13 protein-coding genes and 1 tRNA gene are annotated in these 17,612 nt (G+C 47.1%); 3 read left to right on the forward strand and 11 right to left on the reverse strand.

Translation table 11 applies throughout. The features are described from left to right. Positions 1–13: 13 nt before the first annotated feature. The 9 genes from BQ9893_RS13845 to mutA form a co-directional block, all read right to left on the reverse strand. Complete coding sequence (locus tag BQ9893_RS13845) at positions 14–1,294, reverse strand: acetylxylan esterase (protein WP_075966571.1); 1,281 nt, start codon at positions 1,292–1,294, stop codon at positions 14–16. Between the two features lie 29 nt (positions 1,295–1,323). Then, complete coding sequence (locus BQ9893_RS13850) at positions 1,324–2,175, reverse strand: ATPase (protein WP_075966572.1); 852 nt, start codon at positions 2,173–2,175, stop codon at positions 1,324–1,326. A gap of 17 nt (positions 2,176–2,192) precedes the next feature. Next, complete coding sequence (locus BQ9893_RS13855) at positions 2,193–3,503, reverse strand: MFS transporter (protein WP_075966573.1); 1,311 nt, start codon at positions 3,501–3,503, stop codon at positions 2,193–2,195. Then, the gene (locus tag BQ9893_RS13860) at positions 3,500–4,435 is read right to left on the reverse strand and encodes a DUF4922 domain-containing protein (protein ID WP_075966574.1); all 936 of its coding nucleotides are present in this window, start codon (positions 4,433–4,435) and stop codon (positions 3,500–3,502) included. The genes BQ9893_RS13855 and BQ9893_RS13860 overlap by 4 nt, the downstream gene beginning before the upstream one ends. Beyond that, entirely contained in the window at positions 4,428–5,897 is a 1,470-nt protein-coding gene (locus tag BQ9893_RS13865) for a glycosyltransferase family 2 protein (protein WP_075967383.1), read from the reverse strand. Before BQ9893_RS13865 ends, BQ9893_RS13860 begins: the two co-directional genes overlap by 8 nt. Positions 5,898–5,979: 82 nt before the next feature. After that, complete coding sequence (locus BQ9893_RS13870; RefSeq protein ID WP_244155141.1) at positions 5,980–7,398, reverse strand: S41 family peptidase; 1,419 nt, start codon at positions 7,396–7,398, stop codon at positions 5,980–5,982. A gap of 16 nt (positions 7,399–7,414) precedes the next feature. Further along, on the reverse strand, positions 7,415–8,371 hold the full coding sequence (locus tag BQ9893_RS13875; protein ID WP_075966575.1) for an Rpn family recombination-promoting nuclease/putative transposase: 957 nt from the start codon (positions 8,369–8,371) through the stop codon (positions 7,415–7,417). Between the two features lie 223 nt (positions 8,372–8,594). Then, positions 8,595–10,742: a methylmalonyl-CoA mutase gene (gene scpA, locus BQ9893_RS13880; protein WP_075966576.1), complete on the reverse strand. Its 2,148-nt coding sequence runs from the start codon at positions 10,740–10,742 to the stop codon at positions 8,595–8,597. Between the two features lie 88 nt (positions 10,743–10,830). Continuing rightward, entirely contained in the window at positions 10,831–12,696 is a 1,866-nt protein-coding gene (mutA, locus tag BQ9893_RS13885; RefSeq protein ID WP_075966577.1) for a methylmalonyl-CoA mutase small subunit, read from the reverse strand. Positions 12,697–12,958: 262 nt separating this feature from the next. Between mutA and BQ9893_RS13890 the strand changes: the two genes are divergently transcribed. Continuing rightward, positions 12,959–13,031, forward strand: a tRNA-Glu gene (locus tag BQ9893_RS13890). Between the two features lie 46 nt (positions 13,032–13,077). Here BQ9893_RS13890 and BQ9893_RS13895 read toward each other — a convergent pair. Next, positions 13,078–15,084 carry a tetratricopeptide repeat protein gene (locus BQ9893_RS13895; protein WP_075966578.1) on the reverse strand — a complete coding sequence of 669 codons (2,007 nt, stop codon included), beginning with the start codon at positions 15,082–15,084 and terminating at the stop codon, positions 13,078–13,080. Between the two features lie 134 nt (positions 15,085–15,218). On the opposite strand from BQ9893_RS13895, the gene BQ9893_RS13900 reads away from it, so the two are divergent. Both BQ9893_RS13900 and BQ9893_RS13905 read left to right on the forward strand, forming a co-directional pair. After that, the gene (locus BQ9893_RS13900) at positions 15,219–16,094 is read left to right on the forward strand and encodes an SPFH domain-containing protein (protein WP_075966579.1); all 876 of its coding nucleotides are present in this window, start codon (positions 15,219–15,221) and stop codon (positions 16,092–16,094) included. Between the two features lie 21 nt (positions 16,095–16,115). Continuing rightward, a complete protein-coding gene (locus tag BQ9893_RS13905) occupies positions 16,116–16,322 on the forward strand; it encodes a type II toxin-antitoxin system antitoxin (RefSeq protein ID WP_075966580.1) in 207 nt (68 codons plus the stop codon). 96 nt (positions 16,323–16,418) lie between these two features. On the opposite strand, the gene BQ9893_RS13910 is transcribed toward BQ9893_RS13905, so the two are convergent. Then, the gene (locus tag BQ9893_RS13910) at positions 16,419–17,411 is read right to left on the reverse strand and encodes an HU domain-containing protein (protein ID WP_075967385.1); all 993 of its coding nucleotides are present in this window, start codon (positions 17,409–17,411) and stop codon (positions 16,419–16,421) included. Between the last annotated feature and the right edge of the window lie 201 nt (positions 17,412–17,612).

Consider the following 17,612-nt stretch of genomic DNA (forward strand, 5'->3'; position numbering starts at 1 on the left):
TCGGGAAACATATCTACTTGCCACATTGGCTTTTCAGCCATTTAAGATGTTCCGCCTGCTGTTCCGGGTATGTCCAATGACCGGTTTCAAGATAAAGATGCAATTCCTTCACTCCCGGAATAACATTGTAAGCCGAATATGTGGAAGTCGGCGGGCAGACCACATCATTATACCCCCAGCTATACCAACCCGGAGCTTTCACACGACGGGCAAAATTCACCACATCGAAATAAGCAAGCGTTTCCACTTCATTCGCGACAGGTTGTGTATTCAGGAAATAGTGCGGCCAACCTCCTGCCCGTTTATGCAAATAACCGGCATAATCGCACAAAGCCGGATGAAAAGCAGCAAGGAATTTAATGCGCGGGTCCAAAGCGGCCGTAACAATAGACAAAGCACCACCTTGGCTTCCACCGGTCACACCGACCGTATTCCCGTCAAACTCCGGTAACGAATAGAGAAAGTCCACCGCACGCACGCAACCGAGATAGACCCGCTTATAGTAATGTGCATCACGATTATTTTTATTCAACGCATTATATCTTCTCAATGCCCCTACAGCCAAATTGTTATACACTTCCTGCGGCATCGTTACAGGAATACCATGTATTCCAATCTCCAGCGTAATGATATTTTCTCCCAGATAGAATCCGCCGTAAGGACGTATGCCGGCCCCGGGAACTTGGAGGATTGCCGGATATTTGCCGGGTTTCTTCGGAACGACCAAAATGCCGTACATACGGGAACCGGGACGTTCATTCTGGAAACTGACATGATAAACATTCTGTGTGGAAGTACATCTTTCCGGCAGCAATGTCATCTTGGGATCGAGCGGTTGCTTACGGGCCTCTGCAATCGCATCGGTCCAGAACACATCAAAATCTTCCGGATTGGCCGTTGTCGGCTGAATCTTTGTCTCATCCACGCCTACAGTCGCCATTCCTTCATATATTCGCCCGTCCACTTTGGCCGTCACTTTACAACGCAGGAATCCGGGTTCATTCATCTTCGCTTTCAGCGTCGTTTTCCCATCCGCCAAACGAACGTCCTTTTTTACTATCGTTGGAAAATATTCCGGCCCCAACTCATAGTCGACAACTACATCTTTCAACAAATTTTCATTCTTGAAAACCTGCACCGTAAACTTCACTTCTTCCTTCGCCTTGCATTTCCAATCGACACGATCAGGCGAAACCACCACATTGATCAACTTCTGAGCCGGTTGTGCCAACACCAATGCACAATTTCCCAACATTACCAGAAGCAAGCACAATAAGAATAAAGATTTTTTCATGATAAAAACCGAATAAAATAATATTATAATTATAAAACACTATGATATACAACCAGACCTTGAATCGGGCTTTGAACGATCGAGCCTAACCGAAGCCCGAACTCACGGGCTATATCTTTCAATATATCCTGATAATACCAGGCAATGGAGCCTACCAGGTGGACCGGATGATCCCGGCAATCATACTGCATGACATTGCGGGCAAAGAACGCCCGGAAACTATTACTCACCAAATTATATATGGCCGGTTCTTCTATATGCCGAAGTAAAAAAGGAGACAGACTTGCCAAAAAACGATTCGGAAAAGGTTGCTTATAAACCTTTTCCATAATCATGGCCGGTGTCAGGCCGGTCTCTGCAAAGAAAGCCTCTTGCAAGGTTACCGGCAATTGGTTCTTCAACACATCCCCGACCAGCCATTTTCCAAGTACGGCACCGCTCCCCTCATCTCCTAAGATAAAACCTAACGGGGATATGTTCCTGACAATATCCTTCCCGTCATACAGGCAGGAATTGGACCCGGTCCCCAAAATACAGGCAATACCGGGATTGTGGGCACAAAGAGAGCGGGCTGCAGCCAACAAGTCACTGCCGACTTCCACCGGAACCGGAAGATAATGCGCGATCGCCCGGCGTACAATTTCATTCTTCTCCGGGAAAGCACATCCGGCCCCATAAAAGTAAACAGCTTCGATAGGATCATACTTCTTTATCCGGGGAATCAGATTGTCCCCTATTTCAGCCGAGATATCTTCTTCCGTCTGGAAAAACGGATTAATCCCGCGCGTCTTGATCCGTTCTATTTCCTGATTGCCGGACACAATGCTCCAATCCGTTTTCGTAGAGCCGCCATCCGCAATCAATATCGTTTTCAACACCATATACAAAACAAAACTATTTAGCAATCCCCCTGTTTTTTCTTTTTCCCGAATTCAGGATCGATCTTCAGACAAGCCGTGACAAACAACGTCACCAGGCAGCATCCCATCACCCACCAGAAGAAGTTTTCATAACCCATCTGTTCCTGTAACCATCCGGCTGCCATTCCGGGAAGCATCAAGCCTAAAGCCATAAAAGCGGTACAGATCGCATAATGTGCCGTTTTATGTTCTCCGTCGGAATAATAAATCAGATACAACATATAGGCCGTAAAACCGAAGCCATACCCGAACTGTTCGACAAATACGCAAAGATTGACTATCCACAGATTATCAGGCAACGCGCTGCTCAAATAAATAAAGACAGCGTCAGGCAGGGAAATCGCCAACGCCATCGGCCAGATCCATTTCTTCAATCCTCCCGCCGAAGCGGCGACACCTCCCAGTATTCCGCCCAATGTCAAACCGATTGTACCGATCGTCCCGTACACCAGCCCGATTTCAGTCGTCGAAAGCCCCAAACCTCCTACTTCGCGAGGATCGACAAGGAAAGGCGTTACCAATTTTGCCAACTGGGCCTCCGGGAAACGATACAGCAACATGAACAGGATCGCGACAAAAGCCTGTTTCTTTTTGAAAAAAGAGGCAAATGTCGCGAAAAATTCTTTTAATATCGTGGAAGGAGTCACCGTCGCCGATGGCTTATCTCCATCCGGAAAAGGAAGTATATACCGGTGATACAGGAACAATGCTAAAAACAGTCCGCCTAAAATAAAGAAAGTAATAGACCAGGCAAGCGGAATATTTCCCGTACTGTTTTCCAAGAATCCGGCAAACATCACCAATGCGCCCTGTCCGGCAATAATCGCAATCCGATAAAAGGTACTCCGGATACCGACAAAGAAAGCCTGCTCATGCGAATCGAGGGCCAGCATATAAAATCCATCCGCTGCAATATCATGCGTGGCGGAACTGAAAGCCAGCAACCAGAAGACGGCCAACGACGCTTGGAAAAAGAATGTCGCCGGGATCGTAAACGCCACACCGGCAAGTCCTGCCCCTATCAATAATTGCATAGTGACCACCCACCAACGTTTGGTCTTCAGCAAATCCACAAAAGGACTCCAAAAAGGTTTGATCACCCAAGGCAGATTCAACCAACTCGTATAAAGGGCAATGTCGGTATTGGAAACTCCCAGACGCTTATACATCAAGACAGAGATGATCATCACCGCGACATAGGGTATCCCTTGCGCAAAATATAGGGAAGGGACCCAAAACCAGGGAGACCGTGCAGATGGTTTATCAGATAAAGGCATATGTGGCATCATACTTCTTTTTCTATTTTCCGTATGAGTTCGTTTTTCTCTTCTTCAGTTATACTTACCTCCTTCCATATTTTTTCCAAGTCTGCAAATGTCACTTTCTTAAAGTCTTTTTCCAAAGGGGCAACAAACAGTCCGGCCATCTCGACTGTTGCCGGACTGATCAGGATATTGGCATCCCCTTCGGCATAATAGCAGGAAGGACGTAGTTCCCGCCGGGGAAAGACACAAGTAAGCCAAACCTCATCCTCCATCCAGACCAACAGGTTCATCATCGGTTCGTAATCATCCGGTCCCACAGGCATCACATCATATAACAAATCGAAAGCAGCCGCAGCCTCATCCTTATCTCTCGACGCAAGGATGAAACAAACCGGAAGGAGATCGTCTGATGCATAAATACTTGCCCGTTCACTTTCCCAGACCATCAGTTTCGAGAAATTCAGCCAATTTCTCACAACCGGAAATTCATATTTCTTTCCAGCCTGGAAATGCATATGGTCCGGAGCAGAAGCGCCACATTTCGGTCCATTATAAAACAAGGCATAATCGGACAAATCCGAGACGATGTCCAACATATCCTCATAATAAGGTTTTATCTGTTGCTTTTCATGCCAACGCAGAGGCACGGTCAGATGTTCTTCGAAAATAGGGTATGGATTAACCAGTATATCAAACATACTGTTATACGCCACACTCCTTTGTTCTTTCGGGCGATGACAGAATAAACAAGGACGCATCCGTAAGGATGTCTTGTCTATCTTTGCACAAGAAGAACGAATCCGTTCCGGGTTATACTGAAGGATCGTCGTCCTGTAATCACCCTGAAAATAGCGTGTCTGCGTATTTGCCAAAGAAGCATAATTCTCCTCTGCCAATTTCCAATCCTGCTTTTGACTCAACAGCAGGTACTCGATTTCTCGTTCCAAATCATTCATGGTCTTTTCTGTTTAATGCGATCCGCGCCTGCAATTCCCAAGTGCGGATACGGTCTTTGTAAGTATTATATCTGTTCATTTTCACAACATCGAGCGCTGCATCCGAATTGTCTTCCCAACGACGGCAAAGGTAAAGGACATCATAGATGCGTCCGATCCGCCAAGTACGTGAGATACGCAACCCCAAAGCATAGTCTTCTCCATAGCTGGTATTCGGAAGATTGATTTTCCGGAGTATAGGCGTATAGAACGCACGGGGAGCGCCCAAACCGTTAATACGGAGAGCATTGTTGCGCCCGTTTTCCAGAGTCCACTCCCGGTGGTCGATGACGCCGGGAGGTAGTTCGTTCATTTTGAAATCGGTCATCCGATAGGTCCCGACAACCATTGCACAGTTCTGTTCGTAAAAAGCATCGACGATCTTCTGCAACGTATCAGGGTTGCTGTACACATCGTCACTATCGAGCTGGACGGCAAACTTGCCGCAAGCCGGATGATGCACACCCACATTCCAACAACCGCCGATCCCCAGGTCGAAACGTTCCGGAACCAAATGGACCACACGTTCGTCAGTCGTATATTTTCCGATTGCTTCGGTAGTTCCGTCTGTCGAATGGTTATCCACGATGATCAGGTTAAAGCGGAAGGTCGTTTTCTGTGCCAACACGGAGCGGATAGCATCTTCTATCGTACGAATGCGGTTACGGACCGGAATGATGACGGAGGCTTCCTGCTCGAAAGTTCCGGCATCGAAGGCTATCGGTTCAAAGTCCGGAGCAAGATAACCGCCAATCCGCTTCAAGTAGGCCGTGCAAACAGCCTCCATTTCGATCTGCACCGCCCGGTTCTTCGGATCGACATAATCGAACAGCTTCTCTCCGCTCTTGCGGGTGTCTGCCTCCACCTCCGAGTACAAATATTCATTGACATGAACCAGTTCGGCCAAATCCGACACACGAAGGCGAAGATCATACAATCCGGCGAAACGATAATCGGCATCCATAGCCGCAACAGCCTGTTTCAAGACGGATGAACGAAAGAACAAGAGAGAGCCGAAATCAAAATCATCACGCAGGCTTCCTTTCTGATAATCTATGACAGGGGCCGGTTGGCTGTTCCCGTCTTTTACCAGATAGCGATCTGCATAGAGCATTCCGGCATTCGTATCGCCGGCAATAGCCAACAAGCGCTCGAAGGCGAACTGCCCTGGCTCGAAAGCCGTATATTTAGTATATAGTAATGTATAAGCCGTATCTGCAAGTAAAGCGATCGCCCGGAAAGTGGCGGTACCGGTGGGCGAATCGATCATTAGAACCTCACACCCCTCGACCTCATCCGGAACTTTTCCCGTTGCCAACAGATAGATATTCTTTATCCGGCCACATTGCCTCAACGCCTTTATGGTTTGCCTGGTCCGAGATGAAGAGAGATATGGAATAAAACAATTTATTGTGTCCATCATGTAATTAGTTGATACCGGAACAAATATACGGATAAAATATGAGCTTTTGCCCAAAGAGGGAAAGCTTCTTTAACAAGAGGTCTTATTTTTCGGATTCGAAGACAAGGCCTTTTGTTTGTTTTCTTTCGAGAGACGACGGGGCGAGTAAAATGCGGCCTTCACTTTCCGTACGTACCGACCGGCTCTTCAATCCGGTTATCTGCGAAAGAGCTTCGCTTAACAATATCTCGCCGGTATCTCCGAAAGGCAACAGTTCATTTCCTATAACCAGTTCTTCAAGCTTCACGTCCGGTTCAAAACCGTTCGCATAGTCGGCATTGTGATCGGCATTATAAATGCGTAATGTAATCGGATGCAACAGCCAGCCATATTCCTCCTTGGTTCCGAAAGTGTTGCCGCCGACCCGTTTGCCAATCGTTTTTTCACCTATGATCGTGATGTTACTACGGGTAAGATAAGGGATCAGACAGTTGATCACGGCCTCCGAAGCAGAAGCAGTCACACCTCCCGTCAGCACATAAATGCGTTTCAAATCCAAGTTGGCATTCCCTATCTCGGCATTCTTTTTCAACAGCAAAGCTTCATCTCTTTTAGATTGCTTTTTGTTATGCTCCATGATGCAGAAGGTCTTACCCAAAGCATCCGCCGGAGCCAAAAGAGAGGTCATAAGTTGTGCACAAGTAACCAATCCTCCCTGGTTATATCGCAAATCCAATACAAACTCGCTCACATTTTCAGCCTTAAACTCCGCAAAGATTTGTTTCATCCGATCGTCATAGGCAGTACTTTCATCGTCCGGCCCGGAAGAAAAGTTGTTGTAAACCAGATAACCTATTTTCTTGCCATTGATCGTATAAACGGAATCCTTCAGAAAAGGGGTGTCTTCTACAGCCCGGGAAGCCGCGATCGAAATAGATCTTCTCTTATAGAAAGTGACCTCGTTACCTTTCCTTACCACATCAGCCAATAAGAAAGTGGTCTCACTCCCGCTATAAAAAGCAGACGTGTTTGTCACGTTCGGAGTCTCGCTACCGACAGCAATGATCCAATCCCCCCGTTTCAGTCCGGCTTCGGCAGCAGGAGAACCGGGCAATACGTATAAAACCCAGGCATAATAAAGATTCCCGTTTTTATACGACGCAAACTCAAAACCATACGAATCGGCTGCTGTAACAGCTTTCGTTTCTTCTTCTTTTTTCTCTATCCGGGAAAAAGTGAGCCATCCGTCTCCGTATTTTACGCCATCCTGGTCAGACAACAATGATTCGAAGAACTTGTCAGGAGATTGCGAGAAGTTCAGGTTCCCTTTGTCAGGCACATCCTCATTCCACAAATAGTAGTCCGTCATGACCTTATAGATCCAATCATTCGTCCCCTCATCGGAGAGATCAGGAACCTTATCATCCGTCGAACAAGACGGTACAAGCAAAAGGACAGCCAGCAATCCCATGAGGACGGTAAACGTCTTTTTCTCTAATGCAAACTTCTGTTTCATTTTCATATTCAAACTATTCAAATTACAAAGAACGTATTAGCTCTTCGCTTAAACCGGTGTATTTTGCAATGGTGGCCATATCGACCTCCATCCGTTTCATATTGGCGGCCACTTGGCACATACCTTTTGTTTCCCCCTCAACAAGCCCTTCGGCGTGTCCTTCAGCGTGTCCTTCAGCATGCCCTTCGATCCGTCCTTCCCATTTAGCAGTGTCGATGACATCATTTTGGATCATGACGGCGTCGAGATGATTATCGTAAGCGAGACGTTCCTGGGGAGACATGGAGTAATACTTCAACTTCTCACGGGCTTCTTTCAAACCGGGCGCAGTCGTGTTCGGACGGATCGTACCGTCTTTCAAGTATTCAATCCATTCGTCCAAAGGAGTAAGAGCGACCTTATCAAATTCGCTTACCCGGATCAGTATATATTCGGGAAAGATTTCGGCCGGCAGATGCGAGACGAGGAGATTTCGCTCGCGTGTGTTGACACGCAGATGGTCACCCGTATGCACGCCAATAAAATGATTCTGTCCGTGATAAAAATAATCCGTACCAATCCCGATATCGAAATAGAGGATACTGATGGAGTAGACTTTCTTTATTTTCATATAGCCTTCGCCAAGCGAGATATGCTCAGTGATAGCTTTGGCCACACCATAGAGGATGCGTTCCAAGTAGTGTAATTCGCGTGTGTTCTGGATTTCGACGAGGATGATCTCACCTTTGCTGTTCAAGGCTTTGATGTCGACACGGTTAAACTTGTCGTCGGCACTTTCCTGATTGCCTTCGCTTTCGAGGATTTCGATAATCCGGACCTTTTCATTCAGCATGACGGTCAAGAAACCATCAAGCACATCAAAGTTGGCCTTCTGGCGCAACAAACGCTTGATAGCCCAGTCAAAGCGAATATACCTGTCCTGCAACTCTTTTCTTTCCATCTCCTCCATAATTTTCAAACCCGACTCTTTCTTTTTCATAGTTACTGTTTTATTCGTTATTACTTATTCCACAAATATAGGGAATTATTTATGAGCAGGCAACGAAAACCACACGATTCGACATAACAAAAAAGGCAGCGTACAAAACAAGGGATTCTGCTTGCTAATAGACATAATTTAGGCACGAACCACATGGAAAACACGAAATTTATCCGTGTAAAACCATGAAATCCGTGCCTAAAAAGAGAAAGATTCTTTCTTATTATTCACCTAACAGTATTTCCAGGATCTGGACAGCTGCTTTCGTTACAGATGTACCCGGACCGAAGATGGCGGCAACACCAGCTTTGTACAGGAAGTCATAGTCCTGTGCAGGGATAACGCCTCCGGCGATCACGATAATATCGGGACGACCCAATTTCTTCAGTTCTTCGATAACCTGCGGAATCAAAGTCTTGTGTCCGGCGGCCAAAGAAGAAACACCCATTACGTGAACGTCGTTCTCTACAGCCTGGCGGGCAGCTTCGGCCGGAGTCTGGAACAGGGGCCCCATATCCACATCGAAACCACAGTCTGCATAACCTGTAGCCACAACTTTAGCACCACGGTCGTGCCCGTCCTGACCCATCTTAGCGATCATGATACGCGGCTGGCGACCCTCTTTCTTGGCAAACTCGGCAGTCAGCTCACAAGCCTTCTGGAAGTCTGCGTCTTTCTTCGTTTCTGATGAATACACGCCTGATATAGTTCTGATGATTGCTTTATAACGACCTACTACAACTTCGCAAGCATCGGAGATTTCTCCCAGTGATGCACGCAAGCCGGCTGCTTTGACTGCCAGTTCGAGCAGGTTGCCTTTCTTCGTACGGACGCATTCCGTGATGTCGGCCAACGCTTTCTGCACGGCTTCTTCGTCACGGTTGGCACGCAGTTCTTTCAACAGTTCGATCTGCTCGTTACGAACGGCTGTATTGTCGATTTCAAGGATATCGATCGGGTCTTCTTTCGGCAGGCGGTATTTGTTCACACCGACGATTGTCTGGACGCCAGAGTCGATACGAGCCTGCGTACGGGCAGCAGCCTCTTCGATACGCATCTTGGGCAGACCTGTTTCGATCGCTTTCGCCATACCGCCCATGCTTTCGATTTCCTGGATCAAAGCCCAGCCTTTATGAACGAGTTCGTTTGTCAGAGATTCCACATAGTAAGAACCGGCCCACGGGTCGATCTCCTTGCATATCTTCGTTTCTTCCTGGATATAAATCTGGGTGTTACGGGCGATACGTGCAGAGAAGTCTGTCGGCAAAGCAATGGCTTCGTCCAATGCGTTCGTATGCAGAGACTGTGTGTGGCCCAAAGCGGCAGCCATAGCTTCGATACAAGTACGGCCTACGTTGTTGAACGGGTCCTGCTCGGTCAGTGACCAACCTGAAGTCTGGCAGTGAGTACGCAGAGCCAGAGATTTCGGATTCTTGGCACCGAAGCTCTTCACGATCTTCGCCCACAACATACGTGCGGCACGCATCTTGGCGATTTCCATGAAGTGGTTCACTCCGATAGCCCAGAAGAATGACAGACGCGGAGCGAAAGCATCGATATCGATACCGGCGTTCACACCGGCACGAAGATATTCAAGGCCGTCGCAAAGCGTATAAGCCATTTCGATATCGGCTGTCGCACCTGCTTCCTGCATGTGGTAACCGGAGATGGAGATGGAGTTGAACTTCGGCATCTTCTGGGAAGTATATTCGAAGATATCGGCGATGATACGCATGGAGAATTCAGGCGGGTAGATATAAGTGTTACGTACCATGAACTCTTTCAGGATATCGTTCTGGATTGTTCCGGCCATCTCTTCCAATTTGGCACCCTGTTCCAAACCTGCATTGATATAGAAAGCCAATACAGGAAGTACGGCACCGTTCATTGTCATGGAAACAGACATCTTGTTCAAAGGAATGCCATCGAACAAAACCTTCATGTTCTCCAACGAACAGATAGAAACACCGGCTTTACCGACGTCACCGACCACACGTTCGTTGTCAGCATCGTAACCACGGTGTGTCGGAAGGTCGAAAGCGACAGACAGACCTTTCTGGCCGGAAGCCAGGTTACGGCGATAGAATGCGTTAGACTCTTCTGCTGTAGAGAAACCTGCATACTGGCGGATCGTCCAGGGGCGCATAGCGTACATGCCGCTATACGGGCCACGCAGATAAGGAGGCAGACCGGAAGCATAGTTCAAATGTTCCATCCCTTCCAGGTCTTCTTTTGTATATACGGGTTTCACCTCGATGTGCTCGGGTGTTTTCCAATTGGCCTCGATGCCATTGGCTTTTGCCCATTCGGCAGCGTTGGTTGCTGCAAAACCGGCATTCTTTATATCTATGTTTTTAAAATTTGGTCTCATTTCTCTGATGATTTGAGATTCACCATTTATGATTTGCAATTTATGATTTACGGCAACGAACTGCCAATCATAAATTATAAATCATAAATCAATTAATTCCTAATTTTACGTTGAAAGCTTTCAATGTTTCAAGCACGTTGCTCTTTACATTTACATATTGGTCGATACCCACTGCTTTCAGGTCTTCCATACAAGCAGGCATACCGGCTACAACAAACTCAGCTCTTCCGGCCAAAGCCTTGTAAGCCGCAGGAGCCAATTCTGCATATTCATCATCGCTTGAGCAAAGAACCACGATTTCAGCACCGGCTTCGACAGCTGCTTCCACACCCGCTTCAACCGTATCGAAACCTAAATTATCAATCACCTTATATCCTGCACAAGCAAAGAAGTTGCTTGAGAACTGAGAACGAGCCAGGCGCATAGCCAGGTTACCGATCGTCAGCATGAATACTTTCGGAGTCTTGCCGCTCTTTTCCGTTGCCAGGCGCAATGCTTCAAATTCCGAAGCGCCACGGGAGAAATCAAGCGCGGTGACAGTAGCTTCGCCACAATCGTGACCGCCGCCACAGCAACAACCGCCGGCCTCGGTCTTGATCTTTTCGGCTGCCACTTCGTTGAAGTTCGGGAACTGGTTGGTTCCTAACAGGATTTCACGACGGGTAGCGACTGCTTTCTTACGGGCTTCGTTGGAGGCGTTAACGGCTTTCTGGATTTCACCGGAAGCGACTTCCGCACCAAAACCGCCTTTATCTTCCACTTCAAGGAACAACTTCCAAGCAACATCAGCCAAGGAATTCGTCAGAACCTCTACATAATAAGAACCGGCAGAAGGATCGACAACCTTATCCAAATGGCATTCTTCCTTCAACAGCAACTGCTGGTTGCGGGCAATACGCTCGGAGAAATCGTCCGGAGTCTGATAAGTCTTGTCGAACGGACGAACCGTGATCGAATCGACACCGGCAAGAGCAGCCGACATGGCTTCTGTCTGTGAACGCAGCAAGTTTACGTGAGCATCATAAACTGTCATGTTCCATTCCGAAGTCTGCGCATGGATATGCATCTTGCAAGCGCACTGGCAAGCCGGATTGTAAGCGGCAACGATTTCAGCCCACAACCAACGAGCGGCACGGAACTTGGCGATTTCCATGAAGTAGTTGGAACTGATACCGAAATTGAATTTGATCTTCTTGGCAACTTCCGTAACGTCCAGGCCGGCTTCAGCCAGCTTAGCCAACAGTTCGTTACCCCAAGCCAATGCATACCCTAACTCCTGAGAGATATAGGCTCCTGCATTATTGAAGTAGAAGGCATTTACTGCCAACACTTTGTAACCCGGCAGAGCAGCACCCGCTTTGAGCACAGCGGCGGCAGCTTCCACCCAGTTTTCGTTTTCCTTACCTTTCACCAGAGGTTTCTTGAACGGGTCGTAGTTTACAGAACCTTTGCATTTTTCCAGGTCTGCGCCTTTGCCTTTGAAGTAGTCGGCAAGAATGCCGATCAACATTTCAGCCTTGCAATTGCAAGTGTCGAAATTCAGTTCCACACATTCAGGACAAATACCGTCAAGCAAGGCAGCAATGTTTTCTGCGTTTACGTCGCTTCCCTTAATGATGAAGCCAAGAGAGGTCACACCCTTATTCAGAATGTCAAGGGCTTTTTCATTAGCACCTTTGAAACAGGTGACTTCGATGTTCTGGCGCACCTTCCAATCGTTGTCCTTCTTTGTTCCGCGAACGTAAGGGAATTCACCGGGAAGAGACTCGGTTGTCTTCAATCCTTCGATGTCTTCTGCACGATAGAAAGGATTTACATTAAATCCTTCGCCTGTCTTCCAAACAAGCTTTTTCTCAAACGGAACCCCTTTCAGGTCGGCCGTAATCTTCGCCATCCACTCTTCAGTAGACACAGGGGCAAATTCTGAGAAAAGTTTTTCTTTTAATTCTGCCATAATATTAGTTGTTTTAATACTGGTATTAGTAATTGTTCAATAGTATATTGTTCAATAACAGTAGGCAAAGGTAGAATAAATAAACTTGAACACAAATGAAATACAAACGAATTTGACACCTCTTTTAACGCCTTTTAGTGGAGATACGAAGAATTTGATACCAAAATGACAGGGGATAATCATTTTCTTCAAAAAAAATTCTTCAAATGATACACCGAAATAAAATATTTACTATTTTCGCAGCGTCAAACAAAGACTATCCGGTGCATTCGTCTAGTGGTCTAGGACGCCGCCCTCTCACGGCGGAAACTCGGGTTCGAACCCCGGACGCACTACAAAAGCCTGCAATTCACTTGCGGGCTTTTTTCTTTCTATGGCCGCTTATCTGCTTTTATTCTCATTACGAAGTTCATCGGCAATATCCCGGTGTTGCCGCGCCAGCTCCTCCTCTCCTATATGCAGGAATGCTTCGGCAAGATATTCATGGGCTGCTGCATGCTTCGGCTTCAGGTCGACAGCTTTCATGAAGTCAGAAACAGCCTCGTCATAATATTTCAGTTGAAGATAGGATTTTCCACGATTATAACGCGCTTTAAAAGATTTCGGGTTCAGCCGCACAGCTTCGTTCAGGCAAGTAACCGCCTGGAAACCGTCACCCAAATCGAGAAGAGTCACTCCTTTCCGCACCCAGGCATCCACAAATTCGGGATAAAGCTTAAGCGCTTTGTCGAAAGAGCGGATAGCCGCATTCGGATCATGCGCTTTCGTGATACATTCATTTCCCATCAAATAGTATTCGTGGGCATATTCTTTCTGAATCTCCCGCTGGGCGTGTATCTCCTCCCTGAGTTTCTTGATCTGCGCCCGTTGAGTGTTCATCGTTTGCAATTTCATACGGAGCAACCGTTGCACTTCCGGCTTTTCCAACTCATTCCGCTTACTGACGGCCGCTGCAAAGGCCTCGACCGTCTCTTTCACATTGCCGGACTTAAAGCTATGAGCGGCACGCGCGTACAACAATTCGGCTTCACTTTCACGCAAACTCTTTTCAATCAGTTGCCGGTCATTAAACATCTGGCTGAACTGGACGATTTCTTTCCGCACAAAGATGTCATGCGGAGAAATGCGGCTTTTCAAGACCAATCCTTCCAAAGACGTGCAACGACTCAGAGCGACATACGTCTGGCCGCCGGCAAACACGCCGCCTGTCAAATCCACCACGACACGGCTGAACGTCAGCCCCTGGCTCTTATGCACGGTGATCGCCCAGGCAAGGCGGATCGGCAACTGCTCGAATGTACCGACTATTTCCTCTTCGACCTTTTTTTCTTTTTCGTTGTACTTATATTTATAGTTGCGCCAGGAAGTCGGCTCGACCAGATATTCCCTCCCGTCCTCCAGCAGGACATAGACATTTCCATTCTCGTCGATCCCCGATACCATGCCGATCGTACCATTGACCCAACGCCGTTCATAATCATTATCGATAAAGATGACCTGTGCCTGTTCCTTGATGGACAGGTTCAATTGTGTCGGCAGCGACGATTCGGGGAAATCGCCTTCGATCTTGCCTCGGGAGACAAACTCTTCACCGGGCAATTCCCCTAACTTTCGTTCATTGATAAAATCCACCTGATCCCGTCGCGTCGCAAGCGTGATGTACATATCTTCGTTTCGAGGCGTAAAATCAGGGAAACAGCGGGCATTCAACGTATCCAACTCCTGTTTTCGGGCGGCATTGCTACGGATACGGTCCAAAATATTGATAAACACCGGATCTGTCTGCCGGTACACTTTCTGCAATTCGATCGGAACCAGGTTTATATCCTTGAAGACACGGGCCGAAAAGAAAAACGGGCTGGCATAGAAAAGACTCAATATTTCTTTCTGGTCGGAAGGGACAACCGGTTCCAACTGGAAGACGTCGCCGACAAACAAGAGCTGCTTCCCTCCGAACGGCAAACGCATATTGCCGGAAAAGACACGCAAGATACGGTCGACACAATCGATGATATCTGCCCTCACCATCGAAATCTCGTCGATAATGATCAATTCAACTTCCGAAATCAGCTTCCGATGTTCTTTCCTATACTTGAAAAACTCGAAGATACGTCCGTTCTTCAGGCTCAAATCCGGATCATCGGGCAACATCGGGCGAAAAGGCAACTTGAAAAACGAATGAAGCGTCACCCCTTCCGCATTAATCGCCGCTATCCCTGTCGGCGCCAATACGACATACTTCTTTTTCGTATGTGCGCAGATGTATTTCAGGAACGTGGATTTACCCGTTCCGGCCTTCCCGGTCAGAAAGACGGACTGGCGCGTATGGGAGATCAGTTGCAGGGCATCCTGAAACTCCTTATTATCTGTATCTAATTGAAATTCCAATCGTGTAATTTTTGATCTGACAAAGCTATAGAATATTTTATATATCTGCTTACAAAAAGTTCATAATTTATTTGCAGAAGTCCGGGACTTTGCTTTACTTTGTGATATCAAAATAATATCAAATAACGATCATTATGAAAACACAGGAAAAGAACTTCGACGGCATTAAATTATCCGGTTTTACGGCTATATTTATCATGCTTGCTTTAACAGGGACAGCCATATATCTACTATCGCTGCCACAAACAACGAGTACCATCGCCGGCGTCATCTGCGGGATATGCGTCGTTGTCATGTTTCCCGGATTCATGATCATCCAGCCAAACAATTCGCGCGTACTGACTTTTTTCGGCAGATATGCCGGAACAGTCATGAGTAATGGTTTCTATTGGGTAAATCCGCTTTTCCTGAAATCAACCGTAACATTACGCATCTTAAACCTGAACATCGACCCGATCAAAGTCAACGACAAAGTCGGTAATCCGATCATGATCGGAGCCGTAGTCGTCTGGAGAATAAAAGACACCTATAAAGCCAGTTTCGATATATCCGGAGACATCCGGGAGTTTGTTCAAATACAAAGCGACGCCGCTCTTCGGCAAGTTGCAGGCATGTATGCTTACGACACAAACGAAGCGATTGATAAAGTCACACTCCGTTCCGATGAAAGCGGAGAAATAACCCAACGCCTGGAAGACGAGCTCAACAGCCGTCTTGCCATCGCCGGAATCGAAATCGTGGAAGCCCGTATCAACTACCTGGCTTATGCATCCGAAATCGCCAGCGTGATGTTGCGCCGCCAGCAGGCAGACGCCATCATCTCTGCCCGCGAACGGATCGTGGAAGGAGCCGTCAGCATGGTCCACCTGGCATTGGAAAAGTTAGAGAAAGACGGCGTTGTCGAACTGGATGAAGAACGGAAAGCGGCGATGGTCAGCAACCTGTTGGTAGTCCTTTGTGCGGACGAGTCCGCGCAACCTGTTGTCAATACAGGTACTTTATATCAGTAATTTTTACAGTTAGAATAAAATATGGCCAAAAAGGAAAATGGAAATGCGATCAAAAGTTTCATCTTGCGTGTGGACGCAGAAATGATGGAAGCGATCGAAGCCTGGGCTGCCGATGAGTTTCGGAGCACAAACGGCCAGATACAATACATTTTGGATCAAGCCTTACGCAAGGCTGGACGGCTCAAAAAGAAACGAAAAATGAAATCAGAAGAAAATGATAAAGAGTAGAAAACAATAATAACGAAAACCTGTCCGGACGTTTTTTAAATATCCTTCGGTAGAAAACAATTTTCTCCCCGAAGGATATTTCTTTTTATACATAAATCAACGGCTGATAAACAACCAAGCATCCTTATATCTCGGATTGGAACGGAGAGTCTGCATATAAGATTCTGCCGCTTCGCGGTTATCGAACTTATCCGCATAGATACGATATTTCCCATCGCGCACAACCTTGCTGACATGCTTGCATTCGTTACGGTCTACACCGGCAATAAATTCGTCCGCCTGCGACTCGGAGGGGAAACTGGCAATTACGATATGGTACATTTTTTTAGGCTGGACAACTACAGGCTTGGACACAGCCGCTTTCTTTTCCGCAACCGGAGCAGACGCAGCTTTTTTCACTTCACGGGCAATCACCTCTTCCGATGATTCCTGCTTCGTATCCGCTTCCGCCACTGTACTGTCCGGCAAAACCGCTTCAAGAAGAACCGGCTTTTGCACAACCATCCCGGTCGGAACAAAACTGGCTGTATAGGCCTCCTGGTTGACTTCTTTCACCGGAGTGGAGACCAACAGGAACAATGCTACTGCGGCAGCCGAGACCATAGCTGTACGGATCAGCTTACGGCTGATCGGAATATAAAGGGTGTCTTTCTTTTCTTTTTGAACGGAAAGAAGAGCCGGGAAATGGAACACGGGCAAACCATACGAACCGACACTGAAAAGGTCAGTTTCACCCGGATGGAAAATCATCTGCCCCTCTTCTCCTACCGTGAACGAACCTAACACGCCTAACGATAGTTTTCCATACCGTTGCAGGGTGTTCTTCATATCCTCCACATCTTCGTCCAACATCAGTTGTGCCCGGCGATAGCTCACCGCATACATCTGCATATATGATTCAGGCAAAAGCCCGTCGTTATGCTGCAGCGTCATATTGAAGCCGATCTCTTTGCGCAAAGGACAAAACGTATGTTCCTCCACACGCCGCACAGCCGGAACAACCTGCAGGACAAAACCTCCGAACTTCGGTACAATCACACAATCATGCACCAGAAGCAAACGTTCAATATGTGTTACAATTCTAAGCATACAACAAAGGTAAATCTTTTGCACGGATTGCCAAAAAATTTCATTATCTTTCGAACACTTTTCAACGCGAACCGCATCCGGGTTCACCTTGTTCACGATAAAATCTTTTTTCCGATGTTGTCAAGCATATTTTCGACATTGCCGAAAACATACTCGACAACCCCGGAAACATTCCCGACAATGCCGAAAACAGATTACATG

Source organism: Parabacteroides massiliensis (genome assembly GCF_900155425.1).
GTDB classification, from domain to species: Bacteria; Bacteroidota; Bacteroidia; order Bacteroidales; family Tannerellaceae; genus Parabacteroides; species Parabacteroides massiliensis.

Coding starts and splice junctions, on each gene's coding strand:
- BQ9893_RS13845 (WP_075966571.1), bottom strand. CDS start 1,294: ATGAAAAAATCTTTATTCTTATTGTGCTTGCTTCTGGTAATGTTGGGA.
- BQ9893_RS13850 (WP_075966572.1), bottom strand. CDS start 2,175: ATGGTGTTGAAAACGATATTGATTGCGGATGGCGGCTCTACGAAAACG.
- BQ9893_RS13855 (WP_075966573.1), bottom strand. CDS start 3,503: ATGATGCCACATATGCCTTTATCTGATAAACCATCTGCACGGTCTCCC.
- BQ9893_RS13860 (WP_075966574.1), bottom strand. CDS start 4,435: ATGAATGATTTGGAACGAGAAATCGAGTACCTGCTGTTGAGTCAAAAG.
- BQ9893_RS13865 (WP_075967383.1), bottom strand. CDS start 5,897: ATGATGGACACAATAAATTGTTTTATTCCATATCTCTCTTCATCTCGG.
- BQ9893_RS13870 (WP_244155141.1), bottom strand. CDS start 7,398: ATGAAAATGAAACAGAAGTTTGCATTAGAGAAAAAGACGTTTACCGTC.
- BQ9893_RS13875 (WP_075966575.1), bottom strand. CDS start 8,371: ATGAAAAAGAAAGAGTCGGGTTTGAAAATTATGGAGGAGATGGAAAGA.
- scpA (WP_075966576.1), bottom strand. CDS start 10,742: ATGAGACCAAATTTTAAAAACATAGATATAAAGAATGCCGGTTTTGCA.
- mutA (WP_075966577.1), bottom strand. CDS start 12,696: ATGGCAGAATTAAAAGAAAAACTTTTCTCAGAATTTGCCCCTGTGTCT.
- BQ9893_RS13900 (WP_075966579.1), top strand. CDS start 15,219: ATGAAAACACAGGAAAAGAACTTCGACGGCATTAAATTATCCGGTTTT.
- BQ9893_RS13905 (WP_075966580.1), top strand. CDS start 16,116: ATGGCCAAAAAGGAAAATGGAAATGCGATCAAAAGTTTCATCTTGCGT.
- BQ9893_RS13910 (WP_075967385.1), bottom strand. CDS start 17,411: ATGCTTAGAATTGTAACACATATTGAACGTTTGCTTCTGGTGCATGAT.